This window comes from Ruegeria sp. O6 (assembly GCF_056535045.1).
In genome coordinates this window covers 138,552-158,880 of the sequence record NZ_JBQERM010000010.1, presented here as the reverse complement: position 1 = coordinate 158,880, position 20,329 = coordinate 138,552, and the positions used below count along the sequence as shown (strand labels likewise).

The 20,329-nt window shown below is 64.9% G+C and carries 18 protein-coding genes and 1 pseudogene; 17 read left to right on the top strand and 2 right to left on the bottom strand.

The window, feature by feature from the left end:
• Positions 1–94: 94 nt before the first annotated feature.
• The 6 genes and pseudogenes from ACR0DY_RS14125 to ACR0DY_RS14100 form a co-directional block, all read left to right on the top strand.
• Positions 95–817, top strand: a pseudogene (locus tag ACR0DY_RS14125) (type IV secretory system conjugative DNA transfer family protein); the annotation flags it as partial.
• Positions 818–827: 10 nt separating this feature from the next.
• Positions 828–1,262 (top strand): CopG family transcriptional regulator, encoded by a 435-nt coding sequence (locus ACR0DY_RS14120; RefSeq protein ID WP_480545322.1) that lies wholly within the window; start codon positions 828–830, stop codon positions 1,260–1,262.
• Between the two features lie 204 nt (positions 1,263–1,466).
• On the top strand, positions 1,467–3,959 hold the full coding sequence (locus ACR0DY_RS14115) for an N-6 DNA methylase (RefSeq protein WP_480898527.1): 2,493 nt from the start codon (positions 1,467–1,469) through the stop codon (positions 3,957–3,959).
• On the top strand, positions 3,950–5,254 hold the full coding sequence (locus ACR0DY_RS14110; protein WP_480898525.1) for a restriction endonuclease subunit S: 1,305 nt from the start codon (positions 3,950–3,952) through the stop codon (positions 5,252–5,254). The genes ACR0DY_RS14115 and ACR0DY_RS14110 overlap by 10 nt, the downstream gene beginning before the upstream one ends.
• Positions 5,247–8,342, top strand: coding sequence for a type I restriction endonuclease subunit R (locus ACR0DY_RS14105; protein ID WP_480898522.1), 3,096 nt, complete (start codon positions 5,247–5,249; stop codon positions 8,340–8,342). The genes ACR0DY_RS14110 and ACR0DY_RS14105 overlap by 8 nt, the downstream gene beginning before the upstream one ends.
• The gene (locus tag ACR0DY_RS14100; protein WP_480545330.1) at positions 8,342–9,046 is read left to right on the top strand and encodes a M48 family metallopeptidase; all 705 of its coding nucleotides are present in this window, start codon (positions 8,342–8,344) and stop codon (positions 9,044–9,046) included. Before ACR0DY_RS14105 ends, ACR0DY_RS14100 begins: the two co-directional genes overlap by 1 nt.
• An 8-nt stretch (positions 9,047–9,054) precedes the next feature.
• Here the strand turns inward: ACR0DY_RS14100 and ACR0DY_RS14095 are convergent, their stop codons facing one another.
• The gene (locus ACR0DY_RS14095; protein ID WP_480545332.1) at positions 9,055–9,744 is read right to left on the bottom strand and encodes an RES family NAD+ phosphorylase; all 690 of its coding nucleotides are present in this window, start codon (positions 9,742–9,744) and stop codon (positions 9,055–9,057) included.
• Entirely contained in the window at positions 9,741–10,154 is a 414-nt protein-coding gene (locus tag ACR0DY_RS14090; RefSeq protein WP_480545334.1) for an antitoxin Xre/MbcA/ParS toxin-binding domain-containing protein, read from the bottom strand. The genes ACR0DY_RS14095 and ACR0DY_RS14090 overlap by 4 nt, the downstream gene beginning before the upstream one ends.
• A gap of 262 nt (positions 10,155–10,416) precedes the next feature.
• Between ACR0DY_RS14090 and trbB the strand changes: the two genes are divergently transcribed.
• From trbB to ACR0DY_RS14035, 11 genes are read left to right on the top strand one after another with little or no spacing between them, the layout of a single operon-like run.
• Positions 10,417–11,367, top strand: a complete 951-nt coding sequence (gene trbB / locus ACR0DY_RS14085; RefSeq protein WP_480545801.1) for a P-type conjugative transfer ATPase TrbB — start codon at positions 10,417–10,419, stop codon at positions 11,365–11,367.
• On the top strand, positions 11,364–11,696 hold the full coding sequence (locus ACR0DY_RS14080) for a TrbC/VirB2 family type IV secretion system protein (protein WP_480545336.1): 333 nt from the start codon (positions 11,364–11,366) through the stop codon (positions 11,694–11,696). Before trbB ends, ACR0DY_RS14080 begins: the two co-directional genes overlap by 4 nt.
• Positions 11,696–11,977 carry a VirB3 family type IV secretion system protein gene (locus ACR0DY_RS14075; RefSeq protein WP_480545338.1) on the top strand — a complete coding sequence of 94 codons (282 nt, stop codon included), beginning with the start codon at positions 11,696–11,698 and terminating at the stop codon, positions 11,975–11,977. The genes ACR0DY_RS14080 and ACR0DY_RS14075 overlap by 1 nt, the downstream gene beginning before the upstream one ends.
• A gap of 9 nt (positions 11,978–11,986) precedes the next feature.
• Positions 11,987–14,482, top strand: a complete 2,496-nt coding sequence (trbE, locus tag ACR0DY_RS14070; RefSeq protein WP_480898516.1) for a conjugal transfer protein TrbE — start codon at positions 11,987–11,989, stop codon at positions 14,480–14,482.
• Positions 14,479–15,267: a P-type conjugative transfer protein TrbJ gene (trbJ, locus tag ACR0DY_RS14065; RefSeq protein WP_480545342.1), complete on the top strand. Its 789-nt coding sequence runs from the start codon at positions 14,479–14,481 to the stop codon at positions 15,265–15,267. Before trbE ends, trbJ begins: the two co-directional genes overlap by 4 nt.
• A 13-nt stretch (positions 15,268–15,280) precedes the next feature.
• Positions 15,281–15,553 carry a putative entry exclusion protein TrbK-alt gene (gene trbK-alt, locus ACR0DY_RS14060; RefSeq protein ID WP_480545344.1) on the top strand — a complete coding sequence of 91 codons (273 nt, stop codon included), beginning with the start codon at positions 15,281–15,283 and terminating at the stop codon, positions 15,551–15,553.
• 3 nt (positions 15,554–15,556) lie between these two features.
• Positions 15,557–16,906: a P-type conjugative transfer protein TrbL gene (gene trbL, locus ACR0DY_RS14055; protein WP_480898512.1), complete on the top strand. Its 1,350-nt coding sequence runs from the start codon at positions 15,557–15,559 to the stop codon at positions 16,904–16,906.
• Positions 16,903–17,592 (top strand): conjugal transfer protein TrbF, encoded by a 690-nt coding sequence (trbF, locus tag ACR0DY_RS14050; protein ID WP_480545348.1) that lies wholly within the window; start codon positions 16,903–16,905, stop codon positions 17,590–17,592. Before trbL ends, trbF begins: the two co-directional genes overlap by 4 nt.
• The gene (gene trbG, locus ACR0DY_RS14045) at positions 17,589–18,563 is read left to right on the top strand and encodes a P-type conjugative transfer protein TrbG (RefSeq protein WP_480898510.1); all 975 of its coding nucleotides are present in this window, start codon (positions 17,589–17,591) and stop codon (positions 18,561–18,563) included. The genes trbF and trbG overlap by 4 nt, the downstream gene beginning before the upstream one ends.
• A complete protein-coding gene (locus ACR0DY_RS14040; protein ID WP_480480261.1) occupies positions 18,560–19,696 on the top strand; it encodes a TraB/TrbI/VirB10 family type IV secretion system protein in 1,137 nt (378 codons plus the stop codon). Before trbG ends, ACR0DY_RS14040 begins: the two co-directional genes overlap by 4 nt.
• Position 19,697: 1 nt before the next feature.
• Positions 19,698–19,922 (top strand): DUF2274 domain-containing protein, encoded by a 225-nt coding sequence (locus ACR0DY_RS14035; RefSeq protein WP_480898508.1) that lies wholly within the window; start codon positions 19,698–19,700, stop codon positions 19,920–19,922.
• Positions 19,923–20,329: the final 407 nt, after the last annotated feature.

The window sequence follows — 20,329 nt, the reverse complement described above, 5'->3', positions numbered from 1 at the left end:
AGAAACGCCGCTTGCTGCATCATCAGAACGCGGCGTAGATTGAAACTGCGGCGAGCCTGATCCTCCTAAGCCAATCAAACGCTCGTGTTCCAAATCATTCGATGACGGACACGGGATCAAGAGCTTCCTGATCGCGCAGTCGCTCAACCAGATCGAGAAGGCCTATGGCCAGAACAACGCCATCCTCGACAACTGCCATGTCCGCGTGAGCTTCGCGACCAATGACGAACGGACCGCCAAGCGTGTCTCGGATGCCCTCGGCACGGCAACCGAGATGAAGGCGATGCGCAACTACGCCGGGCACCGGCTGGCGCCTTGGCTGGGCCACCTTATGGTCTCGCGCTCTGGGACCGCGCGCCAGTTGCTGACGCCGGGCGAGATCATGCAGCTGCCACCGGACGACGAGATCGTCATGGTCGCAGGCTCCCCGCCGATCCGGGCGAAGAAGGCGCGATACTTTGAGGACAGGCGGTTCGTGGATCGTATGATGCCGCCACCAGATCCGAAGCAAGGCAAGCCGATGATGCAGGATGATCCATGGTCATCTCTCCCGGCCATCGAAGCCGATACGTCAGTGGGGGCCTTGACGCCTTTGACCAATGCGGATGAAGCGAACGCAGGCCTGCGTCGGGAACCAGACTTGCCCGAGCATCTGGCCGCCGCCGCGGTAAAGACGGCTGAACCGGCGCGTGAGTTCGAGATGATACTCGACGACGAACCGGAAGAGGCTGCACGGCAACGGCAGGCCCTGCGCAAGCAGATGGGGCAGGTGGCCCGGCAGGCCTCGATGGACCGCAATGACGGTATCGATCTTTGAGGACTGATTCATGCGCGACCGCCTCAACCTTTCTCTGCCAGCCGATCTCATCGGCCGGATCAATGACATCGCCGACCGGAAACGGGTGACCCGCTCCGCCATCGTCGAAGCGGCCGTCGAGTCCTTCCTCTCGCCCGACCATGCCGACATGCAGGAGGCCGCCCTTACGCGCCGCCTTGACCGCCTCACACGACAGGTCGCCCGTCTCGAACGTGATCAGCGGATCACGACCGAAACCCTCGCACTCTTCGTCCGCTTCTGGCTCACCATCACCCCGCCGATTGCGCCGGAGCAGCAGGCCGCATCACAAGCCAAGGGCCGCGAGCGGTTCGACGGGTTCGTCGAGACGCTGGGCAAGCGGGTGCAAAAGGGGCGGTGGTTTGCGGATGAGCTTCCTGGGGATACAGGAAACGAAACGTCACAGGACTTCCGCGAAGACCGGTGAGAGCGGCTGCGCAGCGCGAGCATCGCCCTTTTGGCGGCATTTGGGCAGGGGCCGGTCTACAGGTACGATCCCGAGCAAGCCAAACGCGAATCTTCGGCAAGTCACCCAAGCGGGCTGGTAGCATGCCGCGCTCTTGACTAGAGTAAGGTTAAGTCAGGCACCGGAACCGTCCCTAATTCAGCGGGCCAACAAGAAACGGACAAAATGGCAGTCAAGAAATCAGATCTCTATTCATCACTTTGGGCATCGTGCGATGAACTCCGTGGCGGAATGGATGCGAGTCAATACAAAGACTACGTCCTGTTCATGTTGTTCATCAAATATGTCTCCGACAAATACGGCGATAGCGATGACTTAGAGCCGCCAATCATCATTCCAAAGGGCGCGAGCTTTAATGACATGGCGGCCCTCACAGGCAACCCGAATATTGGGGATCTGATCAATACGCAGGTCATTCAGCCGCTGGTTGATGCCAACGAAATGCTGGCACGGACGGACTTTCCGGATTTCAACGATCCGAACAAACTTGGTGAAGGCAATGATCGTGTCGACAGGCTTGGTCGGCTGATTTCCATTTTCTCGAGCCCGGATCTGAATTTCGCGAAGAACCGCGCGGACCATGACGATATTCTGGGCGACGCCTATGAATACCTCATGCGCCACTTCGCGACCGAAAGCGGCAAGAGCAAAGGGCAGTTCTACACCCCGTCGGAGGTCAGCCGGATCATCGCCAAGGTGATCGGTATCTCACCCAAGAATACCGTTGCCGGAACCACCGCATACGACCCGACATGCGGATCGGGCTCTCTGCTCCTCAAGGTTGCGGCCGAGGCCGGGAAACGGATCACCCTCGAAGGCCAGGAGAAGGACGTGACCACCGCCGGTCTCGCCCGGATGAACATGATCCTGCACGACTTCCCGACCGCCAAGATCGTCGCGGGCAACACCCTCACGACTCCCAAGTTCCTTGAGGGTGAGCGCCTTCGCACATACGACTATGTCGTCGCCAATCCGCCGTTCTCGGACAAGGCGTGGAGCACCGGCTTCACCTATGACGACAAAGGCGCGATTTCGGACAAGCACAACCGGTTCGAATGGGGCGCGCCGCCCAAGAAGCAGGGCGATTATGCCTATCTGCTGCACATCATCCGCACCATGAAAAGTGCGGGCAAGGCCGCATGCATCCTTCCCCATGGCGTCCTGTTCCGCGGCAATGCCGAGGCCGATCTGCGCGAGGCACTGATCAGGTCGGGCTATCTCAAGGGGATCATCGGCCTGCCGCCGAACCTCTTTTACGGCACCGGCATTCCGGCCTGCATCGTCGTCCTCGACAAGGAAAACGCCACGGCCCGGCGCGGGATCTTCATGATCGACGCGTCCAAGGGCTTCCGCAAGGACGGCGCCAAGAACCGACTGCGCGAGCAGGACATCCACCGCATCGTGGACACTTTCCGCAAGGGCGCCGACGTGCCGGGCTATGCTCGCATGGTGCCGTTCGACGAAATCGCCGATCCGCGAAATGCCTTCAACCTGAACCTGGCCCGCTACATCGACACCTCGGAAGCCGAGGACATCCACGACATCGACGCGCACCTGCAGGGCGGCATCCCGAAACGGGACATCGACGCGCTGGACAGCTGGTGGAAGGTCATGCCGTCGCTTCGGGGTGAGCTCTTCGAAGACCTCCGGCCGGGATACCTCTCGCTGACCCGCCCGATCGCCGAGGTGAAATCGGCCATCGAGGAACATGCGGAATTCCGGACCTTCACCGCCTCCGCCGCCGCGACCTTCACGGAGTGGCGGGGCCGGGCGGATGCGGGATGCCGCGCCTTCGCTCCGGGCGACCAGCCGAAGGAACTGATCGAGGCGATTTCGGAGGACCTGCTGGCCGCCTTCCAATCCGTCCCGCTCGTCGATCCCTACGATGTGTACCAGCACCTGATGGACTACTGGGCCGAGGCGCTGCAGGACGATTCCTATGTCATCGCCGCGACCGGTTGGGTGGCGGGCTCGCAACCGCGCGAGATCGTCAAGCGCAAGGGCAAAAGCGGCAAGCTCGAGTGGCCCGAACCGGGCGACTACATGCTCGGGCGTCGCCGGTTCACCTCGGACCTGATCCCGTCGCGCCTGATCGTTGCGCGGTACTTCGCGACCGAGCAGGCCGAGATCGATGCCTTCGACGTGCGGATCGCAGAACTGGAGCAGGACCTCGCCGAGAAGCTCGAAGAGGGCGCGGGCGAGGACGGGCTGCTGGCCGAGGTGATCGAGGGCGAAGGCGACAAGCAGAAGATCACCGCGAAGGCGCTGAAGGCCCGGCTGAAGGAAATCGGCCGTGATCCGGACTTGGCCGACGAGCGGCAGGCGCTCGAAGCCTACCAGAAGGGGATGACTGCGCTCGACGCCACGAAGAAGAAGCGCAAGGCGGCGGACGAGGCCCTGTGGAAGAAGGTGCACGACCGCTATGGCAAACTGACCGAGGACGAGGCCAAGACGCTGGTGGTCGCGGACAAATGGCTCGACACCATCGAGGCCCGCGTGACCGGTGAGGTCGCGCATGTGGCGCAAGCCCTGTCCACCCGTGTCAAGGGGCTGGCGGAGCGCTATGCCATGCCGCTGCCCAAGCTGGAGGAAGAGGTCGATGTGCTGGCCGCCCGTGTCGCAACCCATCTGAGGGCGATGGGGGCCGCATGGACCTGAGGCCCGGCTACAAAAAGACTGATGGCGGCATCATCCCAGAAGACTGGGACTACCGCCCTATCGCTGAGTACGCGCGTCTTGAGAGTGGCCATACTCCCAGCAAGAAGTTCGCGACCTATTGGAATGGTTCCATCCCGTGGGTCTCGCTGCATGATACCGATCTGCTGGATCGAAATTTCATCGACGACACATCACTGAAGATCACCGAGCTCGGTCTTGCGAATTCTTCCGCGAGACTCCTTCCTGCTGGTACGGTTGTCTTTTCGCGTACAGCTACGGTCGGAAAGGCATCAATAATCACCCAGCCGATGGCAACCAGCCAGGACTTTGCAAATTACATTTGCGGCCCCCGATTGTTCAATGAGTACTTGGGCTATTTGTTCAGGGCTATGCAACCAGTCTGGAAGAGCTTGATGGCTGGGAGCACCCACAACACAATTTATATGCCCGCGTTCGAGCGGCTAAAGATTGTTGTGCCACCGATAGGTGAGCAATATTCGATTGTAGAAGCACTTACAGACGTCGACGAAGAAATTGACGGCATCTCTCGCCTCATATTCAAGAAGCGAGACTTGAGAATTGGCACGATGCGTCGTTTGCTTGCAGGCGGCACTCGCCTTCCAGGTTTTTCAATACCGTGGAATGAAACGCTGCTAGGCAACCATGTTTCATTCCTCAAGAACGGTATCCACTCCCGTGCACAGCTCACCGTCGATGACCCAATTCGCTACCTGCACTATGGCGACATTCACGTCGCAACCGGCTTGCGACTCGATCTTCGCAAAGTAGAGATGCCACGTTTGCCGGAGTTGGAAGCCGCTCGACTAACGCGCTTAGAAGACGGCGACTTGGTCTTTGTCGATGCATCAGAAGACCTTGCAGGCGTCGGCAAATCGCTGGAGATCGCGGGTGCCAAGGGCATCGAAGCCGTCGCAGGCCAACACACCATTGCGGCCCGCTTCGACAAGGACGTTCTCGCGGACGGCTTCAAGTGCTACCTGCAGCACATTCCGGCTTTCACGACCCATCTTCGCAGGCTGGCCGCTGGCACGAAGGTCTACGCCACCAATCGCAAACACATTGCCAGCGCGGAAATCCTGCTACCGGAACCAGACGAGCAGCGGGCCATCGTCCGCGTCCTTTCTGACATGGATGCTGAAATCACCGCGCTCGAGGCCCGTCTTGAGAAGACCCGGGCGCTCAAGCAGGGGATGATGCAGGCCTTGCTTACCGGCCGCGTGCGCCTGCCGGTCCAGGGCGAGCCGTTGGACGCGTTGGAGGTGGCCCATGCCTGAACGTCCCCGCAGCGAGCGCGTCACGCAGGACCGCCTCGCGGCCCACATCACCACGCCGGAGGACAAGGGCGGCCTCGGCTACCGGAACCTCGGCGACTGGTCGGGCCGCCCGAGCAACCGTTGCGTCGAGCCCGACCTGCTGCGCGCCAACCTCTCCGCCCGCGGCTATTCCGACGACGAGATCAACGCCGCCCTGACGCGCCTGATGCAGGCGATCGAGGTGACCGGCACCACGCTCTATCAGGCCAACCTGCGCACCTACACGCTTCTGCGCTACGGCGTTGACGTGCAGACCTCGGTCGCCACCCCGCACAAGACGGTGCACCTGATCGACTGGGACAACCCCGCCGCCAACGACTTCGCCCTCGCCGAGGAGGTGACCCTGAAGGGCGGCCACGAACGGCGCCCCGATCTGGTCGTCTACCTCAACGGCCTCGCCGTCGCGGTGATCGAACTGAAACGCTCCTCCGTCGAGATCGGCGACGGCATCCGGCAGTTGATTTCCAACCAGGACGAGATTTTTAACGCCCCGTTCTTCGCCACCGCGCAGCTTCTGCTGGCAGGCAGCGATGCGCAGCGCCTGCGCTATGGCACGGTTGGAACGCCCGAAACGCTGTTCGTGGATTGGCGGGATGAAGACCCGCCCGCCGGAGACCTGCCCGCCGGCGCTCTTCTCGACCGTCCGGTCGGGCAGATGCTGCGTAAGGATCGGCTGCTCGACCTGATCCGGAACTTCGTGATCTTCGACGCGGGCATCAAGAAGGTTCCCCGGCAACACCAGTTCGTTGGCGTAAAGCTGGCGCAGGAGCGGCTTGCGAAGCGCGAGGGCGGCGTCATCTGGCACACCCAAGGGTCCGGCAAGAGCATCCTGATGGTGCTGCTGGCCAAATGGATCCTCGAACGCGAACCGGATGCCCGCGTGCTGGTCATCACCGACCGCGACGAGCTCGACAAGCAGATCGAGGGCGTGATGCGCAACGCGGGCGTCGTCGCGGCCGATGCGCCATCGCCTCGGGTGACGCGCCGCGATGAGTTCGTGAGCTGGCTGGGCGCACCATCGCCCCGGCTGATCTGCGCACTGATTCACAAGTTCGACACGACCGATCTGTCCGGGCCACCTCCGAACGTCACCGGCCGCTTCTACGTGTTCGTGGACGAGTGCCATCGCACCCAGGGCGGCGACATGAACAAGCAGATGAAGCGCTGGCTCGAGGGCGCCATCTTCGTCGGCTTCACCGGAACCCCGTTGCTGCGGAAGGACCGGCAAACCACGCGCGAGGTCTTCGGCACCTACATCCACACCTACAAGTTCCAGGAAGCGGTCCGGGACAAGGTCGTGCTCGACCTGAAATACGAAGCGCGCGACGTGCCGCAACGCATGACGAGCCCGGTTGCAATTGACGCCTGGTTTGAGAAGAAGACGAAGAACCTCAACAACTTCCAGAAGGCCGTTCTGCGGAAGCGCTGGGCCAACATGGAGGAGCTGCTCAGCGCGACCGAACGAAAACGCCGGATCGTTGCCGAGATCGTGCAGGACTTCGATCTGAAGCCGCGGCTGAGCGACGACAGAGGCACCGCGATCCTGGTCGCGGCCTCGATCCGCGACGCCTGCGAGTTCTACCGCGAGTTCCAGAGCACCAGGCTCGGGCCGCATGTGGGTATCGTCACGTCCTTCGAGCCGAACCACAATGCAATCTCGCGCGAGCCCGCCAACAGCGACGAACGGTACAAGTACGACACGTATACGAAGTTCGTGCTGAAAGGCGGCCAGAGCACGACAGCCTATGAGACCGAGGTCAAGCGGCGCTTCATCGAAGAGCCGGCCAACATGAAACTGCTGATCGTGGTGTCGAAGCTACTCACCGGCTTCGACGCGCCGAGCTGCAGCTACATCTACCTTGACGACAAGCTTCGGGACCACACGCTGTTCCAGGCGATCTGCCGGACCAACCGGATCGACGGCGATGACAAGGATTACGGTCACATCGTCGATTTCAAGGAGCTCTTCGGCGACGTCCAGCACGCGATAGCAGTCTACAGCTCGGATGAACTCGATCTGGATGCGGGCAGCGGCGGCGACAACAATGTCGAGATCAAGAACTGGATCGAAGAGGGGAAGGCGCGCCTCGACGCGGCGCGCGAAGCGCTCCACTATCTCGGCGCCCCGGTGCCCCCGCCGAGAGAGGTTGAGCAGTTCCTGCGGTACTTCTGCGGTGATGCCGCCGATCCGAATGCCCTGACCGAGACCGAGGCGCTGAGGATCTCGTTTTACAAATCCGTGGCGTCGTTCGTTCGGGCCTATGCCGCCATCGCGCAGAACTTGGACGACGCAGGGTATTCCTCCTCCGAACAGAACGACATCCAGCGGGATGTCGATTTCTACAGTGATCTCAGGGCCGCCATCAAAAAGCATTCGGGCGAAGAACTCGATATCAAGCCTTATGAAGCCGACATGCGGCATCTCCTGAACACCTACATTCAGGCAGATCCTGCCCAAGCATTGGGTGCGTTGTCCAACGTGTCGCTTACCCAGGCCATCATCGAAACCGGAATCCACAATGCGATCGCCAAGCAGCTGAACGAAAAAGGGAAGCTGTCGAAGAACGCGGTGGCCGAAGGCATCATCAATAATATCCGGAAAACCATCATACGCGATCAGCTGACAGACCCTCGCTTCTATGACGAGATGTCCAAGCTCCTTGAGGATCTGATCCAGCAAAGCCGCGACAGTGCGAAGGCCTATGAGGACTTCCTGAAGAAGGCCGAGGACCTGGTCCGCAAGATGGCGGCGCGGGATGCGGGTCCTGACCTGCCTGCGAGCCTTTCGGGCAATCGCGAAGCCGTCGTGATCTACAACAACCTTCCAGACCTACCTGCGACAGGGTTCGTTGTCCCCGCCGACGACGACCAAAGAGCGGATCTGGCGCTGGAAATCGACCGCACCGTACGAGAACACGCCCCTGCGGGCTGGAAGGGTGACCCAGTCCGCGAACGGGAGGTCAAGAACGTCCTTTTCCCGCTCTTCAATCGAGATCGCGACGCGACGCTTGCTATGTTCGAAATCATCAAGAACCAATCGGGGTATTGATGGTAGAAGTGATCGAAATTGGCGATCTGGCCATCGACGTGACCCGGAAGGACGTCAAGAACGTCCATCTGTCGGTCCATCCCCCCGATGGGCGCGTTACACTCGTTGCTCCGACGTCCACCAGGATCGACGTCGCCCGCGCCTATGCGATCACCAAGATCGGCTGGATTCGTCAGCAGCAAGGAAAGCTCGCACAGCAGGCTCGCGAGGCACCACGACAATTCGTCGGGCGCGAAACTCACTATCTATGGGGCCGCCGACATCTTCTTCGGGTGACGGAATGTGAGGGCAAGCCTGCAGTGCGCCTGGATCATCGAACGATTCATCTTCAAGTGCGCCCTGAAAGCACTCTAGAGACCCGTGCGAAGGTGGTACACAATTGGCACCTCAAGCTTCTTCACGCCGCGGTTCCCCCCTTGATCAAGAAGTGGGAAAGCCGGATTGGTGTCGAAGTCCAAGGCTATTTCCTTCAGCGCATGAAGACCAAATGGGGAAGCTGCAACGCGGAACAGCGGACCATTCGTCTGAATTCGGAGTTAGTCAAGAAACCCCGAGATTTGCTGGATTACGTCGTGGTTCACGAGATGATCCACATACTCGCACCGACCCATAGCCCAAGCTTCTTCGGTCTCCTGTCAACGCACTATCCGAGCTGGTCCGAGGCGCGCACTGAATTGAACGAGTTGCCTATCCCGGCACTTTGAGCGGTCCGTTACGACACCCGCCACACCTCTCCATCGTCTAAACGCTTGACGTAGTCGACGCGCTCCCCATTCCAGTGATACGCGAAATGAGCCCCTTGGCTCGGGATCGGGACCACGTCGGGCCAGAAGACGGCGATGCATTGACCCTCGGGAAAGCGCACGCTGGGCCAGGTGAGGCCGTTCGATCCGGCCGCACGCCGCTCCGCTCCGAAGAGTTGCGAGGGACGGTAGTCGTCCGGATCCAGCAGATCGGCGCGGCCCGTGGCGTCGTCGAGATCGGCGTCGATCGATCCGATCAGCTCGCGGAACTGCGAGGTCCAGCCCGGGGCCTCGTCCGTGGCGCGCATGAAGCGGGCGTGGTGATGGATGGTCTCGGCGATCGCCACCTCGGTGCGGTCGCCCGCATAGTAAAGGCCGAAACTGCCATCCGAGAACCGCCCGGGCCTGAGCGGCGAGCAATGCACGAAGGGCGCCATGACCCAGCTGGCGCCGGGACCGGTCACGCGGCGGGCGACCGGGACCTTGGAGAGATCGCCGATGCTTTCGCGGATGCGCGGGTTGAACTTGGCCTCGGCCGAGGCCAGCGCCTCCCAGTCGGCCGGATCGGCGATGTCCTCGAAGAGGTCGATGGGCGGGTGGATCGAGCGGATGATGCGAACCGTGCGCGACCAGGTCACGCGCCGGATAGGCACATTCACCAGGCACCCCGTTCGGCATCGAGATAGGCGCGCAGATCGATCAAATCGGTGATCTCTCCCCGGAGCATGACGTCCAGCGCGCTCCGGCCCGCGAAAGCGGCGTTCGGCTTGCGGATCCAGGCATAGCCCCGGGTCGGGTCGGTGAAGAGGTAGCGCAGCGCCTTGTGGATCCCCATCAGGATCGCCATGCGCGCGCGCAGGTCGCGGTCGATCCGGCCGATATCGCCGGCCTTCCAGCGGGCCCAGGTGCGTTGCGCCATGTCGCCCAGCAACGTGCGGGCTTCGGCATCCGTCAGCTCCCAGGCCCGGAACAGGTTGATCGTTGTGCGTGCCAGCGCCGCCGCTTCCTCGTCGGTGATGACGGGAAGATCGATGCGGGCGAGGACAGGCTGGACCGGGGCGAACTGCATGGTCATCTCCTTTGGCATCAATATAGAGAATGCGTGCCAAAAGGCAAGATGGGTCGTGCGGTGCAGGTTTGGTCGCCTCCGGCCTTTTTCCCTGTCTTTGTGCGCCAGAGCCCTACGCCCCTTGAAGACCTGTTGAGCGCCGCCGGGTTCTGGTTTTCTTGATGGACCCGATCCAGGGCCGCCCGTCGGTGGCCACTCACGGAACGGGGACAGCATGGCAGAGGCAGCTCGGAAACCGGAAGCGATGGCCCGCGGCGCGCGGATGCTGCGCACGGCGCTAGGACCCGCCATCGCCGGGTTTCTGGAAGACCCGATGACCGTCGAGGTCATGCTCAATCCCGACGGGCGGCTCTGGATCGACCGGCTCTCCGAGGGGCTCTCCGATACCGGTGCCACCCTGTCGCCCGCCGATGGTGAGCGGATCGTGCGGCTCGTCGCCCATCACGTCGGGGCCGAAGTGCATGCCGCGCGGCCGCGCGTCTCGGCCGAGTTGCCAGAAACCGGGGAACGCTTCGAAGGACTCCTGCCGCCCGTGGTCACCGCACCCTGTTTCGCGATCCGCAAGCCCGCCGTCGCGGTCTTCACGCTCGCCGACTATGTCGCTTCCGGGATCATGTCCGAGACCCAGGCGGCGTTGTTGCGCGAGGGCGTTGCCGCGAGGGCCAATATCCTCGTGGCGGGAGGCACCTCGACCGGCAAGACGACGCTGACCAACGCGCTCCTGGCGGAAGTGGCCGGATCGTCCGACCGCGTCGTGATCATCGAGGACACGCGCGAGCTGCAATGCACAGCACCCAACCTCGTCGCCCTGCGCACCAAGGACGGCGTCGCCTCGCTCTCCGATCTCGTCCGCTCCTCGCTCCGCTTGCGCCCGGACCGCATTCCCATCGGCGAGGTGCGCGGGGCCGAGGCGCTGGACCTCTTGAAGGCCTGGGGCACCGGCCATCCGGGCGGGATCGGCACCATCCATGCAGGCTCTGCCCTCGGGGCTCTGCGCCGGATGGAACAACTCATCCAGGAGGCGGTGGTCACCGTGCCGCGCGCCCTCATCGCCGAGACCATCGATCTCATCGCCGTCCTCTCCGGACGCGGGGCCAGCCGTCACCTCGCCGAACTCGCCCGCGTCGACGGGCTGGGACCGGACGGCGATTACCGCATTACCCCGGCGGCGCTGCCGACCGGGATGGATACCAAGACAGGAGACCCTTCATGACCCGAAACCTGCACCGTCTGCGCGCGCAGGTCGCGCATGCCGTCATCTACGCCACCGTCACCCTGATGCTGGCCGGACCCGCCCGGGCCGCAGGCTCCTCCATGCCCTGGGAGGCGCCGCTACAATCGATCCTCGAGTCGATCGAGGGGCCGGTCGCCAAGATCATCGCCGTGATCATCATCATCGTCACCGGCCTGACGCTGGCCTTCGGCGACACCTCCGGGGGCTTTCGCCGCCTGATCCAGATCGTCTTCGGCATCTCCATCGCCTTCGCGGCGAGTTCCTTCTTCCTGAGCTTCTTCAGCTTCGGCGGCGGGGCATTGATCTGATGGACGGCATGTTCGAGCAGCTGGCGGACGTGCCGGGCTTCACCGTCCCGGTGCATCGTGCGCTGACCGAGCCGATCCTGCTGGCCGGTGCGCCGCGGGCCTTCGCGATCCTGAACGGCACGCTGGCCGGGGCCATCGGGCTCGGGCTGCAGCTCTGGGTCGCCGGGATCGTCATCGGCCTTCTGGGTCACCTGGTCGCGGTCTGGGCCGCCCGACGCGATCCGCTCTTCGTCGAGGTCGGGCGTCGGCATTTGCGGCTTCCCGGTCATCTCGAGGTCTGAGGCGCGCCCATGATGAACCTCGCGGAATATCGCCGGAAAGGGACGCGGCTCGCGGATTACCTGCCCTGGGCGGCGCTGGTGGCCCCCGGCGTGGTGCTGAACAAGGATGGCAGCCTGCAACGCTCGGCCCGGTTCCGCGGCCCCGATCTCGATAGCGCCGTCGCGGCGGAACTCGTGGCCGTGGCAGGCCGCATCAACAACGCCTTCCGTCACCTCGGCTCCGGCTGGGCGATCTTCGTCGAGGCGCAGCGTTTCCCGGCGGCGGAGTATCCCGACAGCCTTTTTCCTGATCCGGCCTCGGCGCTTGTCGATGCCGAGCGCCGCGCGGGGTTCGCCGAGCAGGGGGCGCACTTCCAGTCCGAGTACTTTCTGTCCTTCCTCTACCTGCCGCCCGCCGAGGAGGCCGCGCGGGCCGAGACCTGGCTCTACGAAGGCCGCGACAAGACCGGCGTCGATGCGGGCGAGGTGCTGCGCGGGTTTATCGACCGGACCGACCGGGTGCTGGCGCTCTTCGACGGCATCATGCCCGAATGCCGCTGGATGGATGACAGCGAGACGCTGACTTATCTGCATTCCACGATCTCGACGCAGGCCCACCGGGTCCGCGTACCGGAAACCTCGGCCTATCTCGACGCGCTTCTCGCTGATCAGCCGCTGACCGGCGGGCTCGAGCCCCGGCTGGGGACCGCCCATCTGCGCGTCGCGACCCTCTCGGGCTTCCCGACCGCCACCACGCCCGGGATCCTCGACGATCTCAACCGGCTGGCCTTTCCCTATCGCTGGGCGACCCGCGCGATCCTGATGGACAAGATGGAGGCCGCGCGGATGGTCGCGCGAATCCGCCGCCAATGGTTCGCCAAGCGCAAATCCATCGCCGCGATCCTGAAGGAGGTGATGACCAACGAGCAATCGGCGCTGCTCGACACGGATGCCGCCAACAAGGCCGCCGATGCCGACATGGCCCTGCAGGAGCTCGGCGCCGATATCGCGGGCGAGGCCTATGTCACGGCGACGCTCATCGTCTGGGACGAGGACCCGCGCCGCGCCGACGAGAAACTACGCCTTGTCGAGAAGGTCGTGCAGGGCCGGGACTTCACCGCCATGGTCGAGACGGCCAACGCCGTCGATGCCTGGCTCGGCTCCCTGCCGGGGCAAGCCTACGCCAATGTCCGCCAGCCGCCGATCTCCACCCTGAACCTCGCCCATATGAACCCCCTCTCCGCCGTCTGGGCGGGGGAGGAGCGGGACACGCATTTCGACGGCCCGCCGCTGCTCTACGGCAAGACCGAGGGCGCGACGCCGTTCCGGCTCTCGCTCCATGTCGGCGATGTCGGCCATACGCTTGTCGTGGGTCCCACCGGAGCGGGCAAATCCGTGCTGCTCGCGCTCATGGCGCTGCAGTTCCGCCGCTACCCGGGCGCACAGGTCTTCGCCTTCGATCTCGGGGGATCGATCCGGGCTGCCACGCTCGCCATGGGCGGCGACTGGCATGATCTCGGCGGCGAGCTGACCGAGGGTGCGGATGCGACGGTCTCCCTCCAGCCGCTCGCCCGGATCGACGATCCGGCCGAACGCAGCTGGGCCGCGGGCTGGATCGGTGCGATCCTCGCCCGCGAGGGCATCGCGTTCACCCCGGAGATGAAGGAGCATCTCTGGTCCGCTCTGACCTCGCTGGCCTCGGCCCCGGTGGGCGAGCGCACAATCACCGGTCTCGTAGTCTTGCTGCAATCCGCCGACCTGAAACAGGCCCTGCGCCCCTATTGCCTGGGCGGTTCCCATGGAAGGCTGCTCGATGCCGAGATCGAAGAGCTTGGTGCGGCCTCGGTCCAGGCTTTCGAGATCGAAGGGCTCGTCGGCACCGCCGCGGCGCCCGCGGTCCTTTCCTATCTCTTCCACCGCATCGGCGACCGGCTCGACGGGCGGCCGACGCTCCTGATTATCGACGAGGGTTGGCTCGCGCTCGATGACGAGGGCTTCGCGGGACAGCTCCGCGAATGGCTGAAGACGCTGCGCAAAAAAAACGCCTCGGTGATCTTCGCGACCCAGTCGCTCAGCGACATCGACGCCTCGGCCATCGCGCCCGCGATCATCGAAAGCTGCCCGACCCGGCTGCTCCTGCCCAACGAACGCGCCATCGAGCCCCAGATCACCGCGATCTACCGCCGTTTCGGCCTCAATGACCGGCAGATCGAGATCCTCGCGCGCGCCACGCCCAAGCGCGACTACTATTGCCAGTCGCGGCGCGGCAACCGGCTTTTCGAACTGGGCCTCTCCGAGGTCGGTCTTGCCCTCTGCGCCGCCTCGGCCAAGTCCGACCAGGCTCTGATCTCGGAGATCCTCGCCGAACGCGGGCGCGAGGGCTTCCTCGCCGCCTGGCTCGAGGCCCGCGGTGTCGGCTGGGCCGCCGAGCTGATCCCGGAGCTGACCAATCTCGCGCCGGAGCCTGAGGCGCCGGACGCCCCGATCCCCCAAGCGCCTGAACCCGAAAAGGAGACCGCCCCATGACCTTTGCCGCCCATCAACTGTCTCGTCTCGCCAGCGCCTCCGCCTTGGCCTTGGCGCTCGCCGCCCCCATCGGCCTTTCGCCGATCCTCGCCACGCCCGCCCAGGCCTTCCTCTTCGGTGGGGGCGGGCGCATCGTCTACGACCCGCGCAATCACGCCGAGAACATCCTTTCCGCAGCCCGGGCGCTCGAGCAGATCAACAACCAGATCACCCAGCTGCAGAACGAAGCGCAGATGCTGATGAACCAGGCCCGCAACCTCGCGAGCCTGCCCTATTCCTCGCTGCAGGCGCTGCAGCAGAATGTCGACCGGACCCGGCAGCTCCTGTCCCAGGCGCAGAATATCGCCTTCGACGTCGCCCAGATCGACCAGGTCTTCCAGCAGGACTACGCCAATATCCCCATGTCCGCGCCCGAGGCGCAACTTCTGGCCGATGCGCGCTCCCGCTGGGAAAACACCGTCGGCGGGCTGCAGGACGCCCTGCGCGTGCAGGCCGGCGTCGTCGGCAATCTCGACGGCCAGCGCGCCGAGCTCTCCGCCCTCGTCGGCGAAAGCCAATCCGCCGTGGGCGCCCTGCAGGCGACCCAGGCCGGCAACCAGCTCCTGGCGCTGCAAGCCCAGCAGATCGCCGACCTAATCGCGGTCGTCGCCGCCAATGGCCGCGCGACCGCGCTGGTCGAGGCCGAGCGGTCCGCGGCAGCCGAACAGGGCCGGGTCCAGCGCGAGCGCTTCCTCACGCCGAGCGCGGGCTACCAGCCCGGCAATGCCCGGATGTTCAACAACTGAAGGAGCCAGGCCCATGGAGGGATCGGTCCTCGCGCGCATCGCTGCCGTCGTCTTCGTCGCCATCGCGGTCACCGCGGCGGTGGTGGAGATGGGCCGGGACGAGGCGGGGCAGGCGGTGCCTCCGGCGGCGCCCCTCATGCCGGAGACCGATCCCTTGCGGGCTGAACAGAGGAGCTGCCAGGAACTGGGCGAGGCCGCGGCCTCCGATCCCGACTGCCTCGCCGTCTGGGCCGAGACCCGCGACCGCTTTCTCGGGCGGGCGCGCTACCGGGCCGGGGGTGAGTGAGCCATGGGCGGCACCGGCGTCATCGACACCTTCCTCGGGGTCTTCACCTCCTATATCGACAGCGGTTTCGGGCTGCTGGGCGGCGAGGTCGCCTTCATCGCCAGCACGCTCATCGTGATCGACGTGACGCTGGCGGCCCTCTTCTGGGCCTGGGGCGCCGATGATGACATCATCGCCCGCCTCGTGAAAAAGACCCTCTTCGTCGGCGTCTTCGCCTGGCTCATCTCCAACTGGAACAGCCTCGCCGCCATCGTCTTCGACAGTTTCGCGGGGCTGGGTCTCCTGGCCTCCGGCACCGGCTTTTCGCCTGCCGATCTCCTGCGCCCCGGCCGGGTGGCCCAGACCGGTCTCGATGCCGGGCGCCCGCTTCTGGAATCGACCGCCGATCTCATGGGCTTCGTCGCCTTCTTCGAGAACTTCATCCAGATCGCCTGCCTGCTCTTCGCCTGGGCGCTCGTGCTTCTGGCCTTCTTCCTCCTCGCCGTGCAGCTCTTCGTGACGCTGATCGAGTTCAAGCTGACGACGCTCGCGGGCTTCGTGCTGATCCCCTTCGGCCTCTTCGGCAAGACCGCCTTCATGGCCGAGCGGGTGCTGGGCAATGTCGTCTCCTCGGGCATCAAGGTGCTGGTGCTGGCGGTGATCATCGGCATCGGCTCAACGCTCTTCGGCCAGTTCACCGCCGGTTTTGGCGGCGTGACGCCCACCATCGACGAGGCCATGGCGATCGTGCTGGCCGCGCTCTCGCTGCTCGGTCTCGGCATCTTCGGCCCCGGCATCGCCACCGGCCTCGTCTCGGGCGGCCCACAATTGGGCGCGGGGGCCGCCGTTGGCACCGGGCTGGCGGTCGGTGGGGCTGCCGTCGCGGCGGGTGGCGGGGCCCTGCTCGGCGCCCGCGGAGCCGGGGCGCTCGCCTCGGGCGGGGCAGCCGCGACGCGTGGGGCTGCTGCCGCCACCGGGGCCGCGTCCACCGCCTACAGCCTCGGGTCGATAGGCCAGACCGGGGCCGCCGGCGTGGCCTCCGGACTTGGCGGCGTGGCCCGAGCCGCGGGATCCGTTGCTACATCGCCCCTGCGCCGCGCCGCCGCCTCGGCTTCCGACGCCGTCAAGGCAAGCCATGCAGACGGTGCCCGCGCTGGCTTCGCCGCCACCGGCGGCTTGTCCTCGCTCGGCAGCGGGACAGGCACGTCGACCGCCATGTCCGCCCCCGCAGGCAGCCCCCCGGCCTGGGCACGCTCCATGCGCCGCAGCCAGGCCATGAGCCATGGCGTTTCCGTCGCCTCCCATGCGCTGCGCGCCGGGGACAGCCCCGGCTCCGGTACCTCCGTTTCCCTCTCCGAAAGCGACCGCCCATGAGCCTCTTCAAACGCGCCGCCGCGCATTACGGCAAGACCCCGGAACCCGAGACCCCTTACCAGAAGGCCGCCCAGGTCTGGGACGAGCGCATCGGCTCCGCCCGGGTGCAGGCGAAGAGCTGGCGTTTCATGGCCTTCGGCTGCCTGATCCTCGCGGGCGGCTTCGCGACCGCGCTGGTCTGGCAATCGGCGCGCGGCACCGTGGTGCCCTATGTCGTCGAAATCGATCGCCATGGCGAGGCGCGCGCCGTCGAAGCGGCCAACGCCGGCTATCGCCCGAGCGATCCGCAGATCGCCTGGCATCTCGCCCGGTTCATCGAGGAGATTCGGGGGTTGCCCGCCGACCCGATCGTCGTCCGCCAGAATTGGCTCCGCGCCTATGAGTTCACCACCGACCGCGGCGCGCTGGCGCTGAACGATCATGCCCGGGCCAACGATCCCTTCACGCGGGTCGGCGAGGACCAGGTCTCGGTCGAGGTCTCGAGCGTGATCCGCGCCTCGCCGGACAGTTTCCGGGTGGCCTGGTCCGAGCGGCACTACGAGAACGGCCAACTCGCGCGCTCCGAACGCTGGACCGCGATCCTCACCATCGTGATCGACCCGCCGCGCACGGCGGACCGCCTGCGCGCCAACCCTCTCGGAATCTATGTGAACGCGATCAACTGGTCGCGGGAGATGAGCCAATGACCCGACCGATCCTGCCCACCGTTCTCCTGGCCACCACGCTTCTGGCCGGCTGCGCCAACGACCGCCCGCCCGACTTCGCCTATGACGACGCGGTTCCGCCCTTGCCGTCACCCCCCGTGACCGCTCCCGATGACCGGCCGCGTCCGCTCCATGTCCCGCCCGCCTGGACCCCGAGCCGGGGCGGGGAGGCCGCCGCGACACCCGTCGCTCAGGTCGGCAATGCCAATCAGGCCGCGCGTGTCGAACCGCGGCAGGCGGGGTATTTCAACGCGATCCAGATCTATCCCTGGTCCGAGGGCGCGCTCTATCAGGTCTACGCCGCCCCGGGTCAGATCACGACCATCGCGCTCGAACCCGGCGAACGCCTGGCCGGCAGCGGCCCGATCGCGGCGGGCGACACCGCGCGCTGGATCATCGGCGACACCGAGAGCGGCGCGGGCCGCGACACCCGCGTCCTCGTTCTCGTGAAACCCACCCGCCCAGATATCAGCACGAACCTCTTGATCTCGACCGACCGGCGCACCTACCTGATCGAGCTCAACGCCAGCGAAGAGACCTGGATGCCGGCCATCTCTTGGGCCTATCCGCGCGCGCCCGACGCCCCACGCGTCGCGCCGACCACGCCGCGCATCCCGCCGGCGCAGGCCCGCAACCACCGCTACGGCTTGCAGGGCGACAGCCCACCCTGGCGGCCGGTCTCGGTCTTCGATGACGGGCGCCGGGTCTATGTTGTCTTTCCGCGCGGCATTGCCCAGGGCGAGATGCCGCCGCTTTTCGTGCTGGGCTCCGATGGCGAACTGGAAATCGTCAACTCCCGCATCCACGGCAATGTGCTGATCGTCGACCGGCTCTTCGGTGCGGCAGAGCTGCGCCTTGGGCGAGGTCCCCGGCAGGAGGTGGTCCGCATCCTGCGGATCGAGCCCCAGACCGAAGCGACCGTGGTGCGGCACGATGCGGAGCGCGGGACATGAGCGCAACGCCGACTGATACCGCCGCCGCCATGCGCCTGCGCGCCGATCCGCCCCGGGTGACGCGGATTTCCCGAAAGGTGATCGTTGGGCTTGGCGTCGTTGCGGGCCTCGGCATCGGTGCCGCGCTGATCTACGGCCTGCAACGCCCAGACCAAACGGCTGCGCCGGCGGAACCGATCACGACGGATCGCCGCCAACCCGCCGATGGTCTCCGCGATCTGCCGGGCAGCTATGACGCCATTCCCCGGCTCGGGCCGCCCCTGCCGGGCGACCTCGGTGGCGGTATTCTCGACGCGCAGCAACGGGGCCAGCCCGTCGCCGCCCCAAGCCTCGCGCCGCCTACTATGGACGCGGCCGAGCAGCAGCGGCTGGCGGAACTGGAGGCCGCCCGGGTTAGTGACCTGTTCTTCCAGACACGGCCCGGAGCGCCCGTATCCACCGGGTTACAGATGCCAGCAGCTGCCCCGGGGAGCGGTTTGGTCACTACCCCCGAAACCGATCCTCGTCAGGCCTTTCTGACCGGGCCGATCGACCGGCGCACGGTCGCCCCCGACCGCTTGCAGCCACCGGCCTCGCCCTGGCTCCTGCAGGCCGGCTCCGTTATCCCGGCCGCGCTGATCACCGGCATTCGCTCCGACCTGCCAGGCCAGATCACCGCGCAGGTCACCCAGAATGTCTATGACAGCTCCACGGGCAGCCTGCTCCTTATCCCGCAAGGCACGCGTCTGATCGGCGCTTATGACGACAGCGTCACCGTCGGCCAGCGTCGCGTGCTCCTCGTCTGGACCCGGCTGATCTTCCCCGATGGGCGATCTCTCGTGCTAGAACGCCAGCCTGGCGCGGATGCCGCGGGCTATGCCGGTCTCGAGGACCGCGTCGACAATCATTGGGTCAGCTTCCTGCGCGCGGCGGGGCTTTCGACCTTGCTCGCCGTCGGCGCGGAACTCTCCCTCGACGAGGAAGACCGCCTCGCCCGTGCCCTCCGCGACGGCGCCTTCGACACGATCAACGAGGCCGGGCAGCGCATCGTTCAACGCCAGCTGGAGGTCCCGCCGACGTTGATGATCCGTCCGGGCTTCCCCGTCCGCGTGATCGTCACGCGCGATCTCGTCTTCGCGCCGTATGGAGGCTGACATGACCAAGTTGAAACTTGGACCGATCCCGGACGACAAACCGGTGAAGTTGACCGTGCAACTGCCCGCAGAGCTGCATCGCGACTTGATCGCCTATGGTGAAATACTGGGCCGAGAGGCCGGACGGGGGCCGATCGAACCGAAGAAGCTGATTGTTCCCATGCTGGAGCGGTTCATCGCGACGGATCGCGGGTTTGCGAAGGCGCGGCGATCGCCAAGTCGCTAAATGGTCCAGAGATGGCGAAGCATAGATCTTTGTTGGTGGCTCCACGCTCCTAACCGAAACGAGCTGGGGCGCCCGAAGGACGAAAACATCGGTCTGGTGGTGGATGTTGAATCTTCAAATAGGGGTCAAAGGCTTTGCGAAATTCATATGTAGCGCACTTTTGTATTTCGATCAGATGACATGATAGAGCTTCGCGACGTTCTCTATGTTAGCTGATATTTTAGGCAAATTCGCTTCAGTCGAAATTAGAAATTGCGAGCAGAACCGTTGCGAGATCCCAAGGTGCGTATTTGCATAGTTATGCACGTAGCGCCTGCGGGAGAACATTGGCCGAAATACGTATACTTCCGCGGATGGCGAGTTCATGGTATGCATACTCCAGACAATGGAAATTGACTGGCATCTGC